Here is an 18,851-nt window from a genome sequence, read left to right as displayed (position 1 = left end):
AAAAGAAATTTTTATTAAAATTGCTATGTGTTCTATCTATCCTAGTTTTCATCATCATCATTGGTATCATGACACTCGATAACTTTTCCGAAAGGATTGGGAGAAGCTACAGTAAAATGCAATAGCTAACCTATTTTCTTTGTATTCCAGGTAGTAACTGCCAGTTTCTTTAGTTTACGTTGAGAATAATTTGTTCTGCTTTCGAGTGAAGTTCCCATACATTACAGGTTTGATTCGCCATAATAATATGAGTTGTATCTATGTCTGGATAGTAAGCAAACATAACGGCTACCCCTGCATTTGAGCCCTCTTTATACATCCGAACTAGATTGCCAGCATTATTATAGAAAAAGTGAAAACCATAGCCATTTATTATTTTTCCCCACTCGTATGTCTGTTCTATTGTACTTTGAGGTTTCATTATTTCCTTAGTCATCTCTGGCGACAAAAAACTACCATTAGCCAACGCACGGATAAATAAATCAAGGTCACCTACTGTTGTGAAAGCTCCGCCATCCGATGTCCCGATTGGAGGAAAAGAATAAATATTTTTCTTCCAGGTCACTTCACCGTTAACATTTGTTATGGCTGAATATCCTTCAGCTACTGCGGTATCCCCGTCATCTTTTGAGCTAAAAGCTGTGTATTGCATATCGCATTTACGAAAAATGTTATGTGCCACATAATCACGGTATTTTAGATTGCTTACTTTCTCGACCACGAGTCCTAGTAATACAAACGCACAGTTATTGTAACTAACATTTGTACCTGCCTTAAACTTTGGTTCCTTATAAGCAAACTGCGGAATAAAGTCGATGCATTCTCTTATTGAATAATTGGGTTTGTCTATAAATAAGTCCTCATAGCTCTCCCCTTCTTCTTCATCTGCATCATCTGCAATACCAGATGTATGAGTTAGGAGTTGCGCTAATGTAACATCTGTTGGTATTTTCGTTCCGGAGAGATCAATAATATCCGTAATTCGATCATCTAATTGAATCTGTCCCTTATCAACAAGTTGCAAAATAGCGACTGCTGTAAATAGCTTCGTAACAGACGCTGTATCAAACATCGTGTTCTCTTTATTGGGTACTTTGAACCCTCTATGTGCCAGTCCGTATGCTTTTGCGAAAATAATATGGTCACCCTTTTTAATGAAACCTGCACCAGAAAATTGATGCTCCTCATAGTACTGATCAAATAGCGCAACTAGTTCATTTTCCATGTTCCTACTGCCTCCATTAGTTAGTCAATTCATTACTACATTATTTTACCATCTGATTTATGCTAATGATGATAAAGTTTAATTATAATGAATAGTAAAAAAGAGCGCTCAAGCCGGCGCAGCTCGCAAATGTGCGACTATCGGCTTTGAAACGCTCTTACGTTAACTTATTTCTTCTTACTGACAAGCCACTCCGTTAATTCTTCCGTTTGAGCTAGAACAGCAAGTGGATCATAATACCACGAGCGCTCCTCTGGCCACACATAAATCTGTCCATTTTTAACAGCTGGAAGGCTGCCCCAGATTGGATCAGCTTGGAAATCTTCTACTTTACGCGTATTTGAAGTTACTACAATATAGTCTCCTGCATACTTTTGCAACATTTCTGTAGAAATTTCAGCCCACTGCTTTTCCATAATTTCTGCAGCGATCTCTGTAGGCGGCTTACGGTCTAAAGCCTGATAGATTGGCTGACCGCCTCGACCAAAGTTATCACCATAAGCCCAAGTTTGTTTGCCAGCATCTTCGAAAATTGTGAAAGTAGCATCTTTTGGAATTGCTGCATCTACCTTCGCTTTAGCTTCTGTAATTCGTTGATCAAATTTTTCTAGCCAAGCCTTCGCTTCAGCTTCTTTATTAAACAGGGCTCCAAAGTAAGTCAATTCTTCATGAGCATTTTTCAAATCACCATATGGAATAAAGAGTGTCGGAGCTATTTTACTCAGTTGCTCATAGCTGTCTCCATTACCAGTAATAATGAGGTCTGGGCTAAGACCGACAATGTTTTCAATTGAAGGTTTCCCATAAACTCCTGTATCTGCAACACCAGTAAGCGCCTCTTTAAAATAGTAGTTTTCTAGCGTCAATGCAGGCGCTCCTATAGGAATAACGTCTAAGGCAATGAGACTGCCCAAATATTCTTCAGCAACGATTCGTTTAGGATTCACAGGAACTTTAATGTCCCCTTTAACGGTTTTAATTGTTTTGAATTGTTCTTCCGTTTCAGTAACTGATGCTGTTTCAGTAGGCTTCTGTTCCGTCACCGTACTACTAGTGTTTTTTTCCTTGTTATTTGCACCCGTTGCCCCACAACCAGATAGTATAACAACTACCAAAAACAATGAAAACATAATGAATGCCAATCGACTTTTCCCTTGTTGCTTCTCTCTAACAAACAAATGTAACCCTCCTTATTTAATAACGATAATCATTATCAACTAACTTTACCGTGTAAGAAGGGAAAATACTATACCTAAAAATGATATATTCTCATGTGAATTTATGATGTTGCATCAATACATGCAATAGTTCGTGAAGTTGTGCATGCGAAGATATAGGGTCATATCCCCAGAACATTTCTGGTTCATTGAGCAAATAGACCCGATTATTGGACACGGCTTCAAGTTTTAGCCAATTCGGAGAACTAAACAATCGATTAATACGTTGCTCGCCTTCAGGAAAGGACGGCAAATCGGTAATGAAGATATGATCCGCTGGGTAATTCACCATTGATTCGATATCTACTTCGATATATCCCCGAGTAGCAATACCTTGTTCAAGCATCTCATTAGTCGGTCGAAATCCGAGATCATCGTAAAGAATTTGAGCTCCCCTGCCGTAACTATTACTAATGCAATATGCTTTACTTGAGCCAATTTCCCATATAATCGCAGTACCTCGATGACCAAGTGACTGATCCAAAAGATGATTCCCCTTAACGATCAGTTCATCATATTTAGCGAACCATTCATCTGCTTGCTGCTCTCTGTTCACGACTTGGGCGATCATATGAAACTGCTCACGCCAATTCATCGTCATAAAAGGCAGCTCCAATACAGGTGCAATGGGCAAAAGACTCTTATTTCCCTCGTCTTTGCTATAGCTGAATATGACATCTGGATGGGCATCTGTAATTGCACCATAGTAGGATGTACCCGAATGTCCATATGAGTTGAGCTTCCCACCAATCGGAATGTTCTCTTTCTGCATGACTTGCTCAAGCCAAGAAGTATAGACACCAAGTTCAGGAGATAAACCTAATGCAACTAAGCTTGCAGTGTGATTGATATTGAGAGCGACAATTCGTTTGTCTGTACGTCGGTACGCTGTTGGTGATAATCCGATCGTTTCTTTAAATTTACGGCTTAAATAAAACCCTTCCTTATAACCCACTTCATTCGCTAACGTATTCAAGTCTGCCGTTCCAATCAATATACGACTCTGAGCGCTACGAATTCTTACTAGAGTGAGATAGCCATTAAAAGTACGACCTGTATACTTACGGAATGTACGTGACAAATGCTCTGGACTTACATTAGCTAGCTCAGCTAATTGTTCTCTTGTTAAATCTTCAGCGTAATGATTTTCCATGTAATGAATAACCTCCAGAAGCCAATCCTTCGATGGCTGCTGCTTGGCGGCTATAACGTAATGAAGCTCTATAAGAAGTTCAATGAACAACTGCTGTGTTCTAAATGGCCCGCTAATTTGCGGCTCCCTCCATATACTCTCCAATTCACCAGCCAGCCTTAATAGTCCAGGCGAACAACGTTGCAGAGGCACTGAATATTTTAGATCACTTGGTATATGGCCATCAGCGGTTATACAGTTATATTCAATCACTAACCCTTTTAAAAGGGAGTGAGACTTCAACCTAAGCTCAAGCTGTGATGCTGAATCACAAAGAAACACACTTCCCCTAGCTATTTCATATTGCTTATCGTTGAAACTTAACGATCCATTCCCACCCCATACGATAAGAATACGATGATAGTGCTGCTTGTCATCCTGTGGATTGCCCAAATATTCTGCATCCAATCCGGTCATGTTAACGGGCATATAAAATGAATGTATCGTTGGAAATACTTCTTTACTACTAATAGAACTCATCGGCATAGTACTCTCTTTCCGATCGATTATTTTCAATCGAATCATCTATATGGGGACTTCTTGGATAGTAACATATTAATAACGCCTTTAGCTATCAACATGAAAAAAGCCCCTCCATTATTCAGCTGAGGAGCAAGATCTCAATTTAAACGTTACAATACGGATAGCTTTTTATTCGAACTACCTCCACTTTTACTTGGTTTAGAAGATTAATTGTACAGTGAATTAATTCGAACATATTTAGCTCCCCAGTTTGATTGAGGATCTAAATCATTGCTTGGTTAACCTAGATACTCATGTCTCAGGATAGACATGACGTGCCCGATTGTTGAAAGTTTTCACATCCAACCAAATACGTTGAGTCTCTGAACTCTCAAATATCCATTTCACAATAAGCTTCATTGCCTCTTTCCCGTAACCTTGACCTTTAGTATTAATGGTTATTCTCTTCACACAGATAGCTCTATTTGGATCTACAATCCTGTTAAAATAGCATAACCAACTTTATTTCCTTGTTTGTCCTCAAGCACTAAATGAGCTATATCTTCAAGCGTCAAAACTTCTTGATGTTGTTCTAACGTCCATTGCCCCACAAAAGGATTGTTAGCTTCATCCGATTCGGTTTCAATGACAAATGCTAGATCACCACTATCGTTCTTCGCAGGTCGAGTATATCAGATCCAATAATTATCATCTATAACGTCGAAGCCGCTTCGCTTACTAGCGTAGATAATAATTCACTGTTGATTGATTGCCCTTTACGCAACTTGATCGTCTTTCTTTCAGTAGGCCCTTCAAACAATCCTTCTGGAAGAGTTAGCTCACTCGCATTAAAGATTGTAAAACTTACCGCATCCTTCGAAGTTGAAATGACCGCAGCGTACTTTCCGTTTTTCAAAAAATGAGGTTTCTTGTATTGAATGCGCTCCTGAATACCAGGTATTGCTGTCTGGACTAACTCACGAAGTTCAATGCACATTTCCTTTTGCCATGATTCGTTTACCGTTTCAATAAAATCTGTTACTTCTTGGTTCATATTTCTCGCTCCTCTTTAATAAAATTGGATTTGGGATACGTTATAAGTTTGTCACTCTATTATGACGACGAATATATCAGATCGAAATCGACAGCTAGTTGCTGAAAAATCAACTTTTCTCAACATATCCATTCGATCTCTTAAATCAACCTCTAACATCCCTGCTTTTTCCGCCCTATTCTACTTAAACGACGAATGAGATTTGTCGCAATCGACAACAAGGTAAATTTATTTTACTCCGTTATTACATTCCTCTGCACGCTTTAACAATAGGTCTCGCTCCCGCTCATTTCGTGTCAGTGATGCTGCGCGTTCGAACTCCTCACGAGCTTCATCCATCTGATTGAGCTTCACCAAAAGATCCCCGCGAACACTCGGCAACAGATGGTAGTCCTTTAATGACGGGACAGAGTTAAGCTCGTCTACAATTTGCAGACCATATGCTGGTCCAAAAGCCATTGCAATCGCCACTGCCCGGTTCAACTCAACGATAGGGGATGGCATTACACGTGATAAGGCTTCATAGAGCGCAGCAATACGGGGCCAGTCCGTCTCTGATTGAGTGCGTGCTTTCGCATGACAAGCGGTAATTGCTGCTTGAAGCGAATATGGCCCAAGTGGACGCCCCATTCTCTGTGCACGTTCAAGTGCATTTAATCCACGACGAATTAATAAATGATCCCATAATGCACGATTCTGATCCATTAGTAGTATCGGTTCACCATTAGCGTTTACCCTTGTCTTAAATCGTGAAGATTGAATTTCCATCAAAGCGACCAATCCATGAACTTCCGGTTCCGCAGGTGCTATTTCTGCAAGAATACGTCCGAGCCTTAACGCCTCCTGACAAAGCATCGGACGAATCCAGCTTCCTCCAGAAGAAGCTGAATAACCTTCATTAAACATCAAATAGATTACTTCGAGCACTGTTGACAAGCGCTCCTTAAGTTCATCACCAACAGGAACTTCGAAGGCAGCCCGCTTAGCACTTAGTGTACGCTTTGCCCTTACGATTCGTTGTGCAACAGTTGATTCAGCGATAAGGAATGCATGTGCAATTTCATCAGTCGTCAGTCCGCCGAGCAAGCGTAATGTTAACGCTACTCGTGCTTCCTGAGACAAAGATGGATGACATGCAGTGAAAATCAGTCGAAGAATATCATCACCCACCTCACCGTCCATCGCCATATCCACATCATCCTCGGAATACAACTCGCTACTGTTTCCAACTTCCTCATACTTCTGATCGCGCATTTTGTTTCTTCGAAACAGATCAATCGCAAGACGTTTTGCTGTAGTCATCAGCCATGCACCGGGATTGTCCGGAATTCCGATTTCCGGCCACTTATTCAATGCAATCATAAACGCATCTTGTGCTAGATCTTCTGCGGTACCAACATCTCGAACCATTCTCATTAATCCGGCAATTACCTTCGTAGATTCTATTCGCCAAATCGCATCAATTGTTCGAACTACAGTGGAGTCATTCACGTTCTCTTAAGCCTCTCTATTCCTTCAAACAGCGCATCCTTTATGTCCGAAGATTCGATTTCCTCCGTTAATTGTTGCGCCTCAAGTACTTGTCGAAGCTCTATTTCCCCTTCTCCATTACCATGTGGATCTGGCATGCGCATCGCCCATTCAATGGCTTCTTCCCTGGACTTCACCTCAATTAGCGTATATCCAGCAATTATTTCTTTTGCTTCTGTAAAGGGACCATCGATTACTTTCGGCTTTTCACCTGGATTCGGATATGAAATCCGTATACCATTAGAACTTGCTGACAAACCATCGGCAGCGAGCAGAACACCAGCTTTAGCTAACTCCTCATTATATTTCATCATCGCTTCCAGCAGTTCTTGACTAGGCATTACACCAGCCTCCGAGTCTTTTGTACCTTTGACAATCAGCATAAAACGCATTTGTATTACCTCCTGTATTAGTTGTCATTCATTATCTTCTTTCATTCAAATTACAATTTCCACTTCTATAGTGACGACGAATAACAAACAATAAAATCGACAGATCATCTCATAACTGGGATCAATTATTTATTCGTGGAATGCAAATAAAACTCCTTTTCAATGTCGAGAAAGAAAAAGATTACGAAATTTCTAAAACAGAGTTGCATTTCTTATTATTCCGAGTATAATACTAGGTAAATAGCGCATGTGAATAAGGAAGGTGCTTATTATGAACGCAATTAAGCAACAATCTACTTGGCTAGATGATTATTTGGATTTGTATAACTACGCAGATCAAATCAATGATTCCGTATGGAAAGAAGCGATAGTAGAGACAATTCGGAATGGTCCTTCAGAAGAGCATGCGGATGTCGTTCAGGGGCAACAAAAGGAACAATTGTGGCGTGAGTTTAATGCACTAAATGATAAGCTAATTGAGTTGTTCGCGATCAAGAAATCGAGCAGCTCATTATTTGAAATCGAAATTGTACAGCAATTAATCCAAACGTTAAAACAAAGAAGACTTGAAGTTGGACGGCTCTTAGTATGATAAAACTGAGGGGTTTATTGAATGAGGTAGTCAATATGAATATAACGACATGTAGTTGTCTACTCTGCCATCATTAGGAAGATAAGTCCGGGTAGCATGCATATGTATACTCTGCGTAAATTCAGTATTCGAATCTAGGAAATTCGATCTGAAGTGAATAAAAATTACATCGACATTTGTTTAGCTTCTGTCATCATTTTCATCATGTTCGTCATCATCTCATCGCAATTTTGCATGTTTTTCATCATCATGTCCATGTCCATACATGTCGTCATCATATCTTCTGACTTCATACACTCCATCATCATCATCATGCCATTCATGCGTGTCATCATATCTTGCATACACATTGTCATCATCATGTTCATCGCCATTTTTTCCATTTTATTCACCACCTCTCAACCTATTAATGTAGCCATAAAGAAGATACTATATTTTACATTTTAGGTCAATAAAAACTATTAGATTTATTTTTTGCGTTATGTTATCATACTAAACTTACTTAAATTGTAGGATTAGTACACAATATCTAAAATGAATAAATTATCGTCTAATTTGATGACGACATATATTGCAAAAGCAGCCAACCTCCTTATGAACTGTACCCCAGTTGTTAGATGGCGTCTAACAACCGGAGTGCAGTTTAGGTGTTGGCTGCTTTTTTTAAATATACATGGGTGAAGATGATTACGTATATCTATTTATGCATTCGAATCCGTTATAGCCGGAATATTGATTTCTTTCACACACGCTGCTTTTGATAAGTTCATCACACATTTGACCATATCAACGATATCTTGAAGTGGAATCCGGGTGCCATCGTATTCAGCAATCGCTTTTTCAGCGCCGTCCTCATACGGAATTTCTGCCGCTAGTTCACCAGGATTAACACATGTGACTGCAATACGATCTTTACGCACATGTTCCCGCAATGCGCTAGCTATTCCACGTAATCCAAACTTCGTAGCGACAAAAGATACTTGTGTATTATTTGTATTATCTAGCCCTGCTGATGATCCTATTAATATGATTTTGCCCGCATCAGACTTTCGTAGATTTGGCAACAATGCCTGAATACAAATAATAGTAGAAGTCATGTTTACTTGTATGATGTTCGCAATTTGTGCGGGTTCATCTTTTTCAAAATCGTAGTGATCTTCGAAACCTTCCTTTTCCCATATACCTACGTTATATATAAGCCCATCCAGCGTTTCGTTCTGTATAGCGTCTGCTACTATTTGAGCAGCATTATGCTGAGACAGATCAGCACCAATCCATATTCTCTGGATACCATCTTCCAAATCAATACTTTTTGGTCTGTTGCGAGATACGACCCAAACCTTATCTCCCTCTTGCGGAAGTCCTCTAACAAAAGCATCTCCTAGACCTTTACTAGCTCCAAATACAAGATATGATTTCATCTCTATCTCCTTCTGTAAACAATTTTAGATTGAGGTTTTTTTATATTTTACCATTCTTTCAACGATTGAAAATTCATATTTTGTGCCTTAATGATGTTGATTTAAAAAATTAAGAGTATGGGAAATCATGCTTTCCCATACTCTGTAGTTAGAATCAATTGAACGATGCCATTCTCTTACTCTCTTCTACCTGAGTTGAGTGATAACAAGGTGTGCTGAAACAGGCTCTGTTCCTCCAGCTAGGGGAGTGATGGTTAGTGCCGTGGATTCGGAAGCAGGGTTTCTTACAGTGAGTATTGAATTTATAACGCTCGTTGTGACAAGAGCCATTACTACTATTTGAGAAGTACCTGTTTCCCTTCCGACAACCGTATAGACTAATTCAGTGGCTCCTGCGCCCGAATCGATTGTTAAAACCAGTTGTCCCGCTTCGTTCACACTCACCTGAAACAAGACTTGATAAGTGCCAATTGCAGATAAGTTAAATGTAGACGCACTGGTACGGAAAATGCCACCACCACTACTAGGCCCATTTTGCGGAAACTGTACTTCTGTCCCTATCCCAACTGTTGCTGCGTTATCAGGAGGCATTAATGCAAAGAAATCTGCAAAGTCAAACACTCCTCCAGTAGCTCCCGTAGCTCCAGTTGATCCGGTTGGCCCAACAGAAATCGGTGTAGATAAAATAGTTTCGAGCTTGTTTTGAAGGAGAAACTATTTTTTCGTCACCTCACGGATTGTATCTCGAACACTACTATTAATTAACAGAACATCACTAATCGTAGATATCGGCGAACTTACTCCGGGCAAAGTTCCCAAAATGTATTGAATCTTTTCTCCTTCAGCATTCAAAATGTGACTTAACCCCAATTCTTCCATTGCAATAGATGATAGGAGTAAGTTAATAGCATCATCCCTTCCTGCTAGAATTCCAAACGCTCCAGCTGGGCTATAATTACAAACCATTTTGATAGTCCAAAAATGATTCATGACGATTCTTAACAACGCTCCAATTCTCATCAATAACACTGAATATTACATAATCCAGTCCATTGAATTTTTTCCTAAGAACGCCTTCCCTTATTGCTCCTAATCGCTCAATTGCTTGTTGTGAACGACGATGCGTGGATGTAGTAAAAATCTCAACGCGAACTGCTTCCCATACCTCAAATGCATATTTCAACAATAAATATTTGCATTCCGTGTTCAAGGGTGACCGCCAAACTTCGGGACAATACCATGTCCAACCAATATTTAAGCTATTATGTAACGGTGATATACGCAGATAACGAGTCATCCCAACGATTTGGTTAAGTTGCTTATCAAAGACTACATAAGGAAATTCATCTCCACGTTCTCTCCCTGCTAGTGCTTCCTGAACATGCTCCTCCATTTCTTTGATCGATTGTATGTTGATTGGAAGGTGCTCCCAAATATCTGGGAAACGCGAACAATGGAATAGTGCATCGGCATGTTCACTTTCAAGAGGAATTAACGTTATTCGTTTACCGTGTAATGGAGTAAATGTCATTGCCTTCACCTCAACATTTAATGTGGTAATACGACCGTTAAAGCTTTATTTCATTAAACAGAAAAGGATCACCACTTAGGTAACTTCTTAATATCGCTTGTGCATAGGGCTGTTCTTCTTTTAGCCCTTCTGTCTCTCTTGGATCAGGAGCGTGGTGGCTGTAATTTTCGATCATAACCATCACGGTAAAGTCCTCTAGCTTAACAATCCAGTCTTCGCCTAATTCTCTTAGGCTACTGTAGCCCTTTACAACGAGTTCCCTTTGCGTAGGATAAAGACCCAAGATCGTATGTGCTATATCATAAATGAAGTATCCGAAACCGCATCGACCAAAATCGATTGGGCGAGGTTCTCCTTGATGAAATACTATGTTGCCTTGGTGTAAATCACCATGAACTAAGCCGTAGGTGGTGTCGTCTTTTTCGAATGTGTTCATTCTAGACAATATTTTCTCTGCGGCTGATTGGTACAAAGAAAATTCTATGTCCGTCATACATGTATCGTAATGTTGTGTAAAACGATCCATTGCCTCTCGAAAGCTTCCTTCACCCCATATTGGAAGTGTGAAACTAGTAGGTATCTCGAACTGACTTGATGCCTGGTGAAGATTAGCCAAGAGAACTCCCTCTTTATACATTTGCTCCTCAGAAAGCCCCGTAGTAATATGCTCGCCTTCTACCCAGCGCATAAGGGAGACACAGCTGTAGGAGCCATTTTCATGATCAACTTTTACAACTCTTGACCCGCTGCGATCTAACACTCCCTTAGGGAGAATAACATTGCTTTTTTCATTCAATGCATCAAGCAACAATATTTCAGAATTAACTTCCTCCATACTCCTTGCAGAATGAATACGGAGTAAGTAATCACCATCTTTAGTTGTTTGTATTTTAAAAGTACATGTGTCCGATAATTGATTAAACCGAATTTGTTCCCAATCTAAGTCATAGTTTTGCAGCGCTCTCAAGGCCGCATTTTTTGACTTCGCAATTGTTTTCTTTATTACTTCAGTACAATTCATAGTGAATTTCTCTGTCATGTCTATCCCACCATTTCTATCCTTCGCTTTTCAAAATGGTAACTTAAATTTTCTACTAAGGGTATGTAATGTTTGACTATAACTAAACTGATTGCTCACTTATCTAGCTTTTACTGCTGAGATCTTAAGAGAAATGGGCGACGGGTTTCGTCTTGCATGTCAGGATTACCAGCCAACAATTCTTCCGATGGTTGAGGCTCAGACACCTTCCTAATTGTAAAACCCGCTTCAATTAATGCATTCATATGAGTAGCGACGGTCCGATGGTACTTGACGACATTATTACTGAGGAAGCTCGTCCGTCGCAATCCTTCATGATGATAGCCGTCAACAGGCCAATGCAATCTCTCGCCTTGTGGACTGTAGTACCAATCTTGAGATTCTAGTGCAGTGAAGACTGGATGCTCGACCGACAGTACGAAAGTGCCTCCAGGAGCAAGAAAACCATAAATTTTCTTACAGATAATATCAAATTGTTCGACGTAATGGAGCGCCAGTGAGCTTATAACAATATCGAATTCCCCTGCTTTAAAGTCAATATCCTCTATTGCGTGACGGATATATTTGATCTCAGAATCATTGGTCATTGCTCTAGCTTGCTCCAACATATTTTCAGAAAGGTCAACACCAATTGCCAAACGAGCATGCTGTTCGCGTGCATATCGGCAGTGCCAGCCGAATCCGCAGCCCAGATCTAGCACCCTTTTGTCTCGCAAGTCAGGCAGCATTGCACGAAGCTCTTGCTATTCTCCAGCAGCATTCAACCCGCCGATAGACCTTGGCATCTCTCTATAATTTTCAAAAAATTCCGGATCATCATATTTGTTCTGCTTCATAAAAACCACATCCTCTAGCATGAATTATTTATAGAGTACATCACAGTAAGTGTCCTTTTCAAATTCATAGTACTCCTTATTACCAGAGCCTTATTTGTCACATATAGCCTGTTTTTTGGAAGCTTTCGTACATAGGATGAGAGCTTATCACGTAAAGTGCGTTGATTTCTTTATAAAACTATATAAATGCATATATTCAATAAAATTAAAAAAAAGTCCTCAATTTAAATTATATAAATAATTCACTTTACCGTTTTATCAGAATAAAGCAATTATATTATTGTAATATTTTCTAAGAATTTAACCATTATTCATCTTAATGATATATCAACATTACGTTAACACATAGTTAATAATCATCTTCTATTCTTTATTTAGTCGAGACAGTCCTTTTCTCAAAATAATAATGAGGTGAATTCGTTTGTTAGAAGTGAAAGTACCACGCCTTATCGTAAGCGATGTTGATGGAACGCTAATTGATGGGTCAGAACATATAACAGAAGATTTTAGAAGACTTGCATCCATGATAGAAGAGTATAACATCCCCTTTACTCTCGCATCAGGCCGTTGTTATTCAGAATTGGAACGATTTATTACTTCCTTGCAAGTCGATCTGCCGGTTATTGCAAACAACGGGACAAGTGCTTATTTGAAAGGCAAAGAGCTCTGGGCTCAACATATAAATCCCTTACATGTAAAAGAAGCTATTCACTTTGCAGATAAACTAGACATGGTCATCATTATGTGTGACGGAGTGAAAGAAACCGCATATCGGCATAACGCTTATATTCAGAATCAGATCGATACGTTTCAACGATACAATCACTTCCATATCCCGTTGAAAGAAGAATGGCCTCATTTAAAACTACAGAAGCTTCTGATCATCGATCCACAGAAAAACGGAAGAATTGATCAAGTCATCGAACAGTTAGAGCCCTATATGGACGATCTCAATGTCGTGCAATATGATGCACGATCCATCGATATTATGCCAAAAAATTGTACGAAGAGCTCAGGTATAACGAAGCTGTCCAATATGTTAGGGATCGACGCTACCGAAATGATGACAATAGGCGATGCCAAAAATGATATCGAGATGGTGTCAGCAGCAGGAATAGGGGTTGCTGTAGCTAATGCTTCCAACTCTCTGAAACAACGTGCGGATTATATTTGTAAAAATAACAATGTTCTTGGCGTGATTGAAGCAATAGAGAAATTCTATCTTCAACACAATCTACAATAACGGAAGTGGAGGGATATAAGCTGTCCCAGTCAAAATCTGTTGCTCGTCATAAGTTTCGATCCCTTGAACCGTATCTTTGGCTATTGCCAGCCATGATTCTGTTTACTGTATTCACCTTCTATCCCTTTGCAGAGACGATCTTGAAGAGCTTCTTCATTGTCGATTCACTAGGACAGATTAAACAATTTGTTGGTTTTGAAAACTACACGTACATTTTATCCGACGAAAAGTTTTTGCGCGTTATCGTAAACACTTTGTTATTCGTAGTGCTTACTGTTCCCATTTCGAAAGTACTTGGATTGTTGCTTGCAATTCTTGCCAACAAGCGCAGGAAAACATCCAGCTTCTATGAAGCCAGCTTTGCAATTCCAATGGCAATGGCTTCCTCAGTTGCGGCGATGATTTTCCAACTGCTTTATGTCCCTTCTCTCGGTTTTTTAAATGGTTTCTTTGGAATCGAAGTCGAGTGGCTGAATGATCCCAAAATGGCGATGGTTTCTATTTCCATCATTCAGATTTGGATGTCTACGGGATATGCCTTTATCTTTATGTTGTCTGCCGTACGCGGCGTATCTCAGGAGATACTGGAGAATGCTCGTTTGGAAGGAGCTTCCCCATTTCGGCAAATTATTAGTATTTATATCCCGTTAACTTCACCTATTATGTTCTACCTCATTTGTACTGACATTGCATACAGCATGATGATGATGAGCTTTGTCAATATATTGACAGAGGGCGGACCTAACAATGCAACAATGACAATTATGCAATATGTGTTTAAGCAATTTACAGCAGCAGGCAACTTTACGAATGCAAATCCGGCAGCGATTATCGCTTTTATTATGACGTTCATTATTACGATGATTAGCTTTGCTTGGGAGAAGAAGGGGGTCCATTATCAATGACAGTAAAAAAAACAATGGATGTAATGATACAGATCATCTGCATCATCATCGGACTGATCATTTTATTCCCCTTGCTTTACGCCCTTTCCGTTTCATTTATGGAGCATAAGGATGTGCTCGCTAACCCGCCAAATCTGCTTCCGCCATCTTCTACATTGGACAACTACGTGCAAGCATTTTCGCAAACGCAATTGGGTCGTTATATGTTTAACTCATTGGTCATGTCATCAATTACGAGCGTAACTCGCATTATTCTTGGTGCCATGGCGGCGTTTGCCTTTGCTTTCTTTGAGTTCAAAGGCAAGAAAATATTATTTGGACTAACGATGGCAACCATTATGATCCCGCCAGACGTTTTAATTATTTCCAACTACACAACAATATCCAAAATGGGATTAATAAACAGCTATATCGGCATGTGTGCTCTTTATTATGTAGCCGCGAGCAACATCTTTTTACTTCGGCAATACTTTCTCACCTTTGCAAAAAGTTTGAGAGAGGCAGCCTTTATCGATGGATGCAGCAATCTAAAGTTTTTCCTCACGATATTGATGCCTATAAGTAAACCAATTCTGACAACGGTGTTGATCTCATCCTTCGTGAACGTTTGGAATCAATATGTATGGCCGATGCTCGTCACCAACCAGGATGAGATGCGAACCATCCAAGTTGGTATAACGATGCTTAAGGATAGAGAATCATCTGTATTTGGCCCTGTTATGGCTGGAGCTGTAATCGCTATGGTACCTACAGTGATCATTTTCCTCATTTTCCAACGAAAAATTGTTTCGGGAATGACAGATGGCGCTGTTAAAGGATAAGTAAAGGTACAAAAAACTTAGGAGGAACACACAATGAACTTTAAGAAATCGCTAGCATTATTGGTAATTAGTTGTATGACTGTCGTTACGGCAGCGTGCGGACAACAAGCAAAAGATACCTCCTCCGAGCCATCGGATACTTCCGGTAAGCCAGTAGAGCTAACATTCTGGCACTCTATGGATGGCGTATACTCAGAAATACTGCAAAAACAAGTAGATCAATTCAACAATACTATAGGCACAGATAAGAATATTAAAGTCACACCTGTGTTTCAAGCGTTTCCTGGCACTAGCTCTCTGACAGCTGCGATGGCTTCGGATGATATTAAAAACATGCCGGATGTTATTCAAATATATGGTGAAAACGTCAGCCTTCTTCGTGACTACAAACGTACAGTGTGGGTAGAAGACTATATTACGTCAGCCGATGCTACAGTCAAAAAAGATAATCTCATTCCAAACGCAGTTTCTTCCTTCTCCATAGACGGAAAGTTGCTTGGTGCACCATACAATATGTCTGCTCTAATGCTTTACTATAACAAGACGTATCTTAAAGAAGCTGGGTATGAAAACCCGCCTTTAACCATTGCACAAATGGCCGAGATGCTTCCAAATCTAACAACGAAAACTGATGCAAAGTTCGGCCTTAACGTTCGTGTCAACCAATTCGAATTGGAAAACTGGATTGCTACCCAAGGCACTAACGGTACTTACTTTGGCAATAACGAAAGCGGCCATACCGGTTACATGAATGAATTCACAAGTGCAAAAGATGATTCTCTCAAAAAATACCTAAATGAATGGAAAAAAGTCGTTGATTCCGGTGCTTATAAGGCAACTCGTGACAGTATTAATGAAGAATTTGCTGCGGGCATGCATGCTATGGTCATTATGAATGGCTCACGTATTCCTACCATTTCGAATCTAGTAGATGATCAATTTGAGTGGGATGTTGCACCTATCCCAACAGTTAGCAGCACAGATATCGGCGGCGCATTCCCAAGCGGCTCAGGTCTGTTCATGCTTGACCGCGATGACGAAGCGAAGAAGGCAGCTTCATGGCTCTTTATTCAACATATGCTTTCTGCGGAAACTCAAACGATGTGGCTAGAAGGTACCGGCTATGTTCCCGTTAATATTCAATCAACTGAGCTGGAAGAGTACAAGAGATTTATTGCATCTGACCCTAAATCGGCAGCTCCCTACAAGGTTCTCATGCAGTCCAAACCTAATATCATAGCTGCCTTTGTCCCGAATCCCGAAGAAGTGAATGATGTCATTAAAAATGCGATGCTGCAATTTGGTGAAGGCTCAGCTGATGTTGAGGCGACATACAGAGCCATCACAGGCGGTATTGAAAAAGCTTTCGCCGATTATTATCGCGCTAACCCTATTAATTAGTACGATTCTTTAAATGAATCTCCAGAGCAAGCCTAAGCTGCCAGCTCTGGAGATTCAATAATGGAGGTTCTCATGAATAGCAACAAAGTGATAATCGATTGTGATCCAGGTGTTGATGATGCACTTGCTATATTACTTGCGGCTGCTTCCCCGGAGCTTGACATCCTTGGCATAACGACCGTTGCTGGGAATGCTCCCGCAGCCACATGTGCGGAGAATGTGCTGAAAGTTTTGGAACTGTGTGGTCACACTGAAATACCCGTGTATGCTGGCATGAATCAACCGTTGCATAGAAAATTAATGTTTGATGGCAAATACTCTGGCGACGATGGCTTCAATGAGACCAACTTACCCTTTCCCACTACATCTATTCAAGAGCAATCAGCCCCCGATTTTATAATAGAATGTGCCCGGACATTTGATAACATTCAGATCATTTCTACCGCCCCAATGACCAATTTGGGCAGTGCTCTGAAGAAAGCACCTGATATTCGACACAAGATCTCTCGTATCATTACTACTTCTGGAAATTATGGGCTAGACGATATACGTACTCCTCCCCGTTGCGGGTGGAATATAGTCGTAGACCCAGAAGCAGCAAAGATAGTGATGGAGTCAGGGATACAAATAAGAGCTTTAGGGCTCGAAATCACATCACAACTGGACAACGACATGGTAACGGTAATTGAGCAGAATGCACCAGCGAGTATGATAATGCAATTTTTCAATAAGTCAGCGGCATTTAATCGACAACGCGGTCTGGAACCATTCAGCCTGTTAGTAGATGCAATCGCGGTGTCCTATACAATCAATCCACAATTGGCGGATTTCACACAGGGCAAAGTAGATTTGAGATGTGATGAACAGCTTGATCAACACTTTACAAAGCTTCTTGATATTTCTAGTACAGCCAATCATTCTGACGTTTACGCCGCACATACCTTTTCTTTTCACGAATATATTAAAATGCTATTGAATAGGGTGTTTCTATGAAACTTGCTACATCATCTAACATTGTCTGCGAGAGACCGGACGGTACAGTCTTTCCACTAGAGCGTACTTTACAACTAGCCAGCGCTGCTGGATTTAATCGATTTGATATTAGCTTTTATGATTGGTCCCTGCCGCATTCTCCATTCTTGACTGACGGGTGGGATAGATGGATTCATAGTGTAGCCGATGAAGCAGCACGGCTCGGTGTTCAGTTCGGGCAATGTCACGCCTATACGTATAATTTCTTGAACGAGAAATTAACAGCAGAAGAACATAGCCGGCATCAAATGCTAGTTGAGCGATCTCTTCTATGCTGTGCTTTACTCGGTTCAACGTTATGTGTCACTCATCCAGAAACAGATCGAACAGGAGCTAATTTATTTGCAACTTCAAAAACGAAAAACTTGGAGTACTTCAAGCGTCTACTGGAGATTTCCACAAACTATAATATGGAGTTAGCCGTGGAGAATATGAGCGATTTCTCAATTGCCCCTATGCGAAAATATGGAGCTACCGCAGAGGAATTAGTCGATTTTGTCGATACATTTAACGATTCAAGGATGGGTATTTGTTGGGATTTTGAACATGCAGATATTATGCAAGCCGATCAGCGACAATCGTTACTGTACATTGGGAACAGACTAAAGGCGACTCATGTTTCGGATACCCACAGTGCAACCGATCACGAGTTGATGCATATTATGCCGCTATTCGGCACAGTTGATTGGCAACAAGCCGTTCGAACACTCAAAGAGATTAACTATAGAGGAGACTTTTGTTTCGAGGCACACAACTATGCTAACCGCTTGCCTGATGAGCTACTCCCTACTGCGGTAAAGCTTAGCTTCGAAATTGGGCAATACTTAATGAGCTTAGAGTAGACGCTTCAGCTAGAATTACTATTTGTTCATCGCCCTTTCCTCTACGTTCCTCCATATTCGATTTCTGCTGCCCAAGATCATGATACTAACTGTAATTCGGTCAGCATAAAGTATAT

At 40.3% G+C, this 18,851-nt stretch carries 20 protein-coding genes and 1 pseudogene; 7 read left to right on the top strand and 14 right to left on the bottom strand.

The genetic code is table 11. The features are described 5' to 3' along the window. Window positions 1-169: 169 nt before the first annotated feature. The 7 genes from MFF31_RS12545 to MFF31_RS12520 form a co-directional block, all read right to left on the bottom strand. On the bottom strand, window positions 170-1,225 hold the full coding sequence (locus tag MFF31_RS12545) for a serine hydrolase domain-containing protein (protein WP_238188303.1): 1,056 nt from the start codon (window positions 1,223-1,225) through the stop codon (window positions 170-172). A gap of 167 nt (window positions 1,226-1,392) precedes the next feature. Further along, window positions 1,393-2,403: an ABC transporter substrate-binding protein gene (locus MFF31_RS12540; protein WP_238188302.1), complete on the bottom strand. Its 1,011-nt coding sequence runs from the start codon at window positions 2,401-2,403 to the stop codon at window positions 1,393-1,395. 91 nt (window positions 2,404-2,494) lie between these two features. Continuing rightward, window positions 2,495-4,159, bottom strand: coding sequence for an ABC transporter substrate-binding protein (locus tag MFF31_RS12535; RefSeq protein ID WP_238188301.1), 1,665 nt, complete (start codon window positions 4,157-4,159; stop codon window positions 2,495-2,497). A 249-nt stretch (window positions 4,160-4,408) separates the two neighbouring features. After that, window positions 4,409-4,567 (bottom strand): GNAT family N-acetyltransferase, encoded by a 159-nt coding sequence (locus tag MFF31_RS25425; RefSeq protein ID WP_375541289.1) that lies wholly within the window; start codon window positions 4,565-4,567, stop codon window positions 4,409-4,411. Between the two features lie 241 nt (window positions 4,568-4,808). Further along, on the bottom strand, window positions 4,809-5,150 hold the full coding sequence (locus MFF31_RS12530; RefSeq protein WP_238188300.1) for a DUF1801 domain-containing protein: 342 nt from the start codon (window positions 5,148-5,150) through the stop codon (window positions 4,809-4,811). 228 nt (window positions 5,151-5,378) lie between these two features. After that, window positions 5,379-6,641 carry an RNA polymerase sigma factor gene (locus tag MFF31_RS12525; RefSeq protein WP_238188299.1) on the bottom strand — a complete coding sequence of 421 codons (1,263 nt, stop codon included), beginning with the start codon at window positions 6,639-6,641 and terminating at the stop codon, window positions 5,379-5,381. Then, window positions 6,638-7,072, bottom strand: a complete 435-nt coding sequence (locus MFF31_RS12520) for a YciI family protein (protein ID WP_238188298.1) — start codon at window positions 7,070-7,072, stop codon at window positions 6,638-6,640. The genes MFF31_RS12525 and MFF31_RS12520 overlap by 4 nt, the downstream gene beginning before the upstream one ends. 271 nt (window positions 7,073-7,343) lie before the next feature. Between MFF31_RS12520 and MFF31_RS12515 the strand changes: the two genes are divergently transcribed. Next, on the top strand, window positions 7,344-7,664 hold the full coding sequence (locus MFF31_RS12515; RefSeq protein ID WP_238188297.1) for a hypothetical protein: 321 nt from the start codon (window positions 7,344-7,346) through the stop codon (window positions 7,662-7,664). 164 nt (window positions 7,665-7,828) lie between these two features. Here the strand turns inward: MFF31_RS12515 and MFF31_RS12510 are convergent, their stop codons facing one another. From MFF31_RS12510 to MFF31_RS12480, 7 genes and pseudogenes are all read right to left on the bottom strand, one after another. Beyond that, on the bottom strand, window positions 7,829-8,047 hold the full coding sequence (locus tag MFF31_RS12510) for a hypothetical protein (RefSeq protein ID WP_238188296.1): 219 nt from the start codon (window positions 8,045-8,047) through the stop codon (window positions 7,829-7,831). A gap of 318 nt (window positions 8,048-8,365) precedes the next feature. Next, window positions 8,366-9,085 (bottom strand): SDR family NAD(P)-dependent oxidoreductase, encoded by a 720-nt coding sequence (locus MFF31_RS12505; protein ID WP_238188295.1) that lies wholly within the window; start codon window positions 9,083-9,085, stop codon window positions 8,366-8,368. 186 nt (window positions 9,086-9,271) lie between these two features. Beyond that, window positions 9,272-9,706 carry a hypothetical protein gene (locus MFF31_RS12500; RefSeq protein ID WP_238188588.1) on the bottom strand — a complete coding sequence of 145 codons (435 nt, stop codon included), beginning with the start codon at window positions 9,704-9,706 and terminating at the stop codon, window positions 9,272-9,274. Window positions 9,707-9,799: 93 nt separating this feature from the next. Continuing rightward, window positions 9,800-10,075 carry an alpha-helical endospore appendage domain-containing protein gene (locus tag MFF31_RS12495; protein WP_309296670.1) on the bottom strand — a complete coding sequence of 92 codons (276 nt, stop codon included), beginning with the start codon at window positions 10,073-10,075 and terminating at the stop codon, window positions 9,800-9,802. Then, window positions 10,041-10,616, bottom strand: a complete 576-nt coding sequence (locus MFF31_RS12490) for a GNAT family N-acetyltransferase (protein ID WP_238188294.1) — start codon at window positions 10,614-10,616, stop codon at window positions 10,041-10,043. The genes MFF31_RS12495 and MFF31_RS12490 overlap by 35 nt, the downstream gene beginning before the upstream one ends. A gap of 37 nt (window positions 10,617-10,653) precedes the next feature. Further along, window positions 10,654-11,655 carry a phosphotransferase enzyme family protein gene (locus MFF31_RS12485; protein ID WP_238188293.1) on the bottom strand — a complete coding sequence of 334 codons (1,002 nt, stop codon included), beginning with the start codon at window positions 11,653-11,655 and terminating at the stop codon, window positions 10,654-10,656. A 110-nt stretch (window positions 11,656-11,765) separates the two neighbouring features. Then, window positions 11,766-12,491: pseudogene (locus tag MFF31_RS12480) on the bottom strand (class I SAM-dependent methyltransferase). A gap of 430 nt (window positions 12,492-12,921) precedes the next feature. On the opposite strand from MFF31_RS12480, the gene MFF31_RS12475 reads away from it, so the two are divergent. The 6 genes from MFF31_RS12475 to MFF31_RS12450 all read left to right on the top strand — a co-directional run bounded on the left by MFF31_RS12475 (window position 12,922) and on the right by MFF31_RS12450 (window position 18,735). After that, the gene (locus MFF31_RS12475) at window positions 12,922-13,734 is read left to right on the top strand and encodes an HAD family hydrolase (RefSeq protein WP_238188587.1); all 813 of its coding nucleotides are present in this window, start codon (window positions 12,922-12,924) and stop codon (window positions 13,732-13,734) included. Between the two features lie 92 nt (window positions 13,735-13,826). Next, window positions 13,827-14,639, top strand: coding sequence for a carbohydrate ABC transporter permease (locus tag MFF31_RS12470; RefSeq protein WP_238188292.1), 813 nt, complete (start codon window positions 13,827-13,829; stop codon window positions 14,637-14,639). Next, window positions 14,636-15,460, top strand: a complete 825-nt coding sequence (locus MFF31_RS12465; protein WP_238188291.1) for a carbohydrate ABC transporter permease — start codon at window positions 14,636-14,638, stop codon at window positions 15,458-15,460. Before MFF31_RS12470 ends, MFF31_RS12465 begins: the two co-directional genes overlap by 4 nt. 33 nt (window positions 15,461-15,493) lie before the next feature. Further along, the gene (locus tag MFF31_RS12460) at window positions 15,494-16,861 is read left to right on the top strand and encodes an extracellular solute-binding protein (protein ID WP_238188290.1); all 1,368 of its coding nucleotides are present in this window, start codon (window positions 15,494-15,496) and stop codon (window positions 16,859-16,861) included. 72 nt (window positions 16,862-16,933) lie between these two features. Continuing rightward, the gene (locus MFF31_RS12455) at window positions 16,934-17,854 is read left to right on the top strand and encodes a nucleoside hydrolase (RefSeq protein ID WP_238188289.1); all 921 of its coding nucleotides are present in this window, start codon (window positions 16,934-16,936) and stop codon (window positions 17,852-17,854) included. Further along, window positions 17,851-18,735, top strand: a complete 885-nt coding sequence (locus MFF31_RS12450) for a sugar phosphate isomerase/epimerase family protein (protein WP_238188288.1) — start codon at window positions 17,851-17,853, stop codon at window positions 18,733-18,735. The genes MFF31_RS12455 and MFF31_RS12450 overlap by 4 nt, the downstream gene beginning before the upstream one ends. Window positions 18,736-18,851 lie beyond the last annotated feature (116 nt).

It is taken from the genome of Paenibacillus sp. L3-i20 (assembly GCF_022180385.2).
In the GTDB taxonomy this organism is placed as follows: domain Bacteria; phylum Bacillota; class Bacilli; order Paenibacillales; family Paenibacillaceae; genus Pristimantibacillus.
Note: the sequence above shows the minus strand (reverse complement) of the source record. Positions and strands in the feature narration are given on the sequence as shown.

Excerpts from the sequence above, each read along its gene's own strand:
- MFF31_RS12465 (WP_238188291.1), top strand. The coding sequence starts at position 14,636 with ATGACAGTAAAAAAAACAATGGATGTAATGATACAGATCATCTGCATC.
- MFF31_RS12515 (WP_238188297.1), top strand. The coding sequence starts at position 7,344 with ATGAACGCAATTAAGCAACAATCTACTTGGCTAGATGATTATTTGGAT.
- MFF31_RS12520 (WP_238188298.1), bottom strand. The coding sequence starts at position 7,072 with ATGCGTTTTATGCTGATTGTCAAAGGTACAAAAGACTCGGAGGCTGGT.
- MFF31_RS12460 (WP_238188290.1), top strand. The coding sequence starts at position 15,494 with ATGAACTTTAAGAAATCGCTAGCATTATTGGTAATTAGTTGTATGACT.
- MFF31_RS12495 (WP_309296670.1), bottom strand. The coding sequence starts at position 10,075 with ATGAATCATTTTTGGACTATCAAAATGGTTTGTAATTATAGCCCAGCT.
- MFF31_RS12535 (WP_238188301.1), bottom strand. The coding sequence starts at position 4,159 with ATGATTCGATTGAAAATAATCGATCGGAAAGAGAGTACTATGCCGATG.
- MFF31_RS12510 (WP_238188296.1), bottom strand. The coding sequence starts at position 8,047 with ATGGAAAAAATGGCGATGAACATGATGATGACAATGTGTATGCAAGAT.
- MFF31_RS12505 (WP_238188295.1), bottom strand. The coding sequence starts at position 9,085 with ATGAAATCATATCTTGTATTTGGAGCTAGTAAAGGTCTAGGAGATGCT.
- MFF31_RS12450 (WP_238188288.1), top strand. The coding sequence starts at position 17,851 with ATGAAACTTGCTACATCATCTAACATTGTCTGCGAGAGACCGGACGGT.
- MFF31_RS12455 (WP_238188289.1), top strand. The coding sequence starts at position 16,934 with ATGAATAGCAACAAAGTGATAATCGATTGTGATCCAGGTGTTGATGAT.
- MFF31_RS12485 (WP_238188293.1), bottom strand. The coding sequence starts at position 11,655 with ATGACAGAGAAATTCACTATGAATTGTACTGAAGTAATAAAGAAAACA.
- MFF31_RS12545 (WP_238188303.1), bottom strand. The coding sequence starts at position 1,225 with ATGGAAAATGAACTAGTTGCGCTATTTGATCAGTACTATGAGGAGCAT.
- MFF31_RS12470 (WP_238188292.1), top strand. The coding sequence starts at position 13,827 with ATGATTCTGTTTACTGTATTCACCTTCTATCCCTTTGCAGAGACGATC.
- MFF31_RS12490 (WP_238188294.1), bottom strand. The coding sequence starts at position 10,616 with ATGACATTTACTCCATTACACGGTAAACGAATAACGTTAATTCCTCTT.
- MFF31_RS12530 (WP_238188300.1), bottom strand. The coding sequence starts at position 5,150 with ATGAACCAAGAAGTAACAGATTTTATTGAAACGGTAAACGAATCATGG.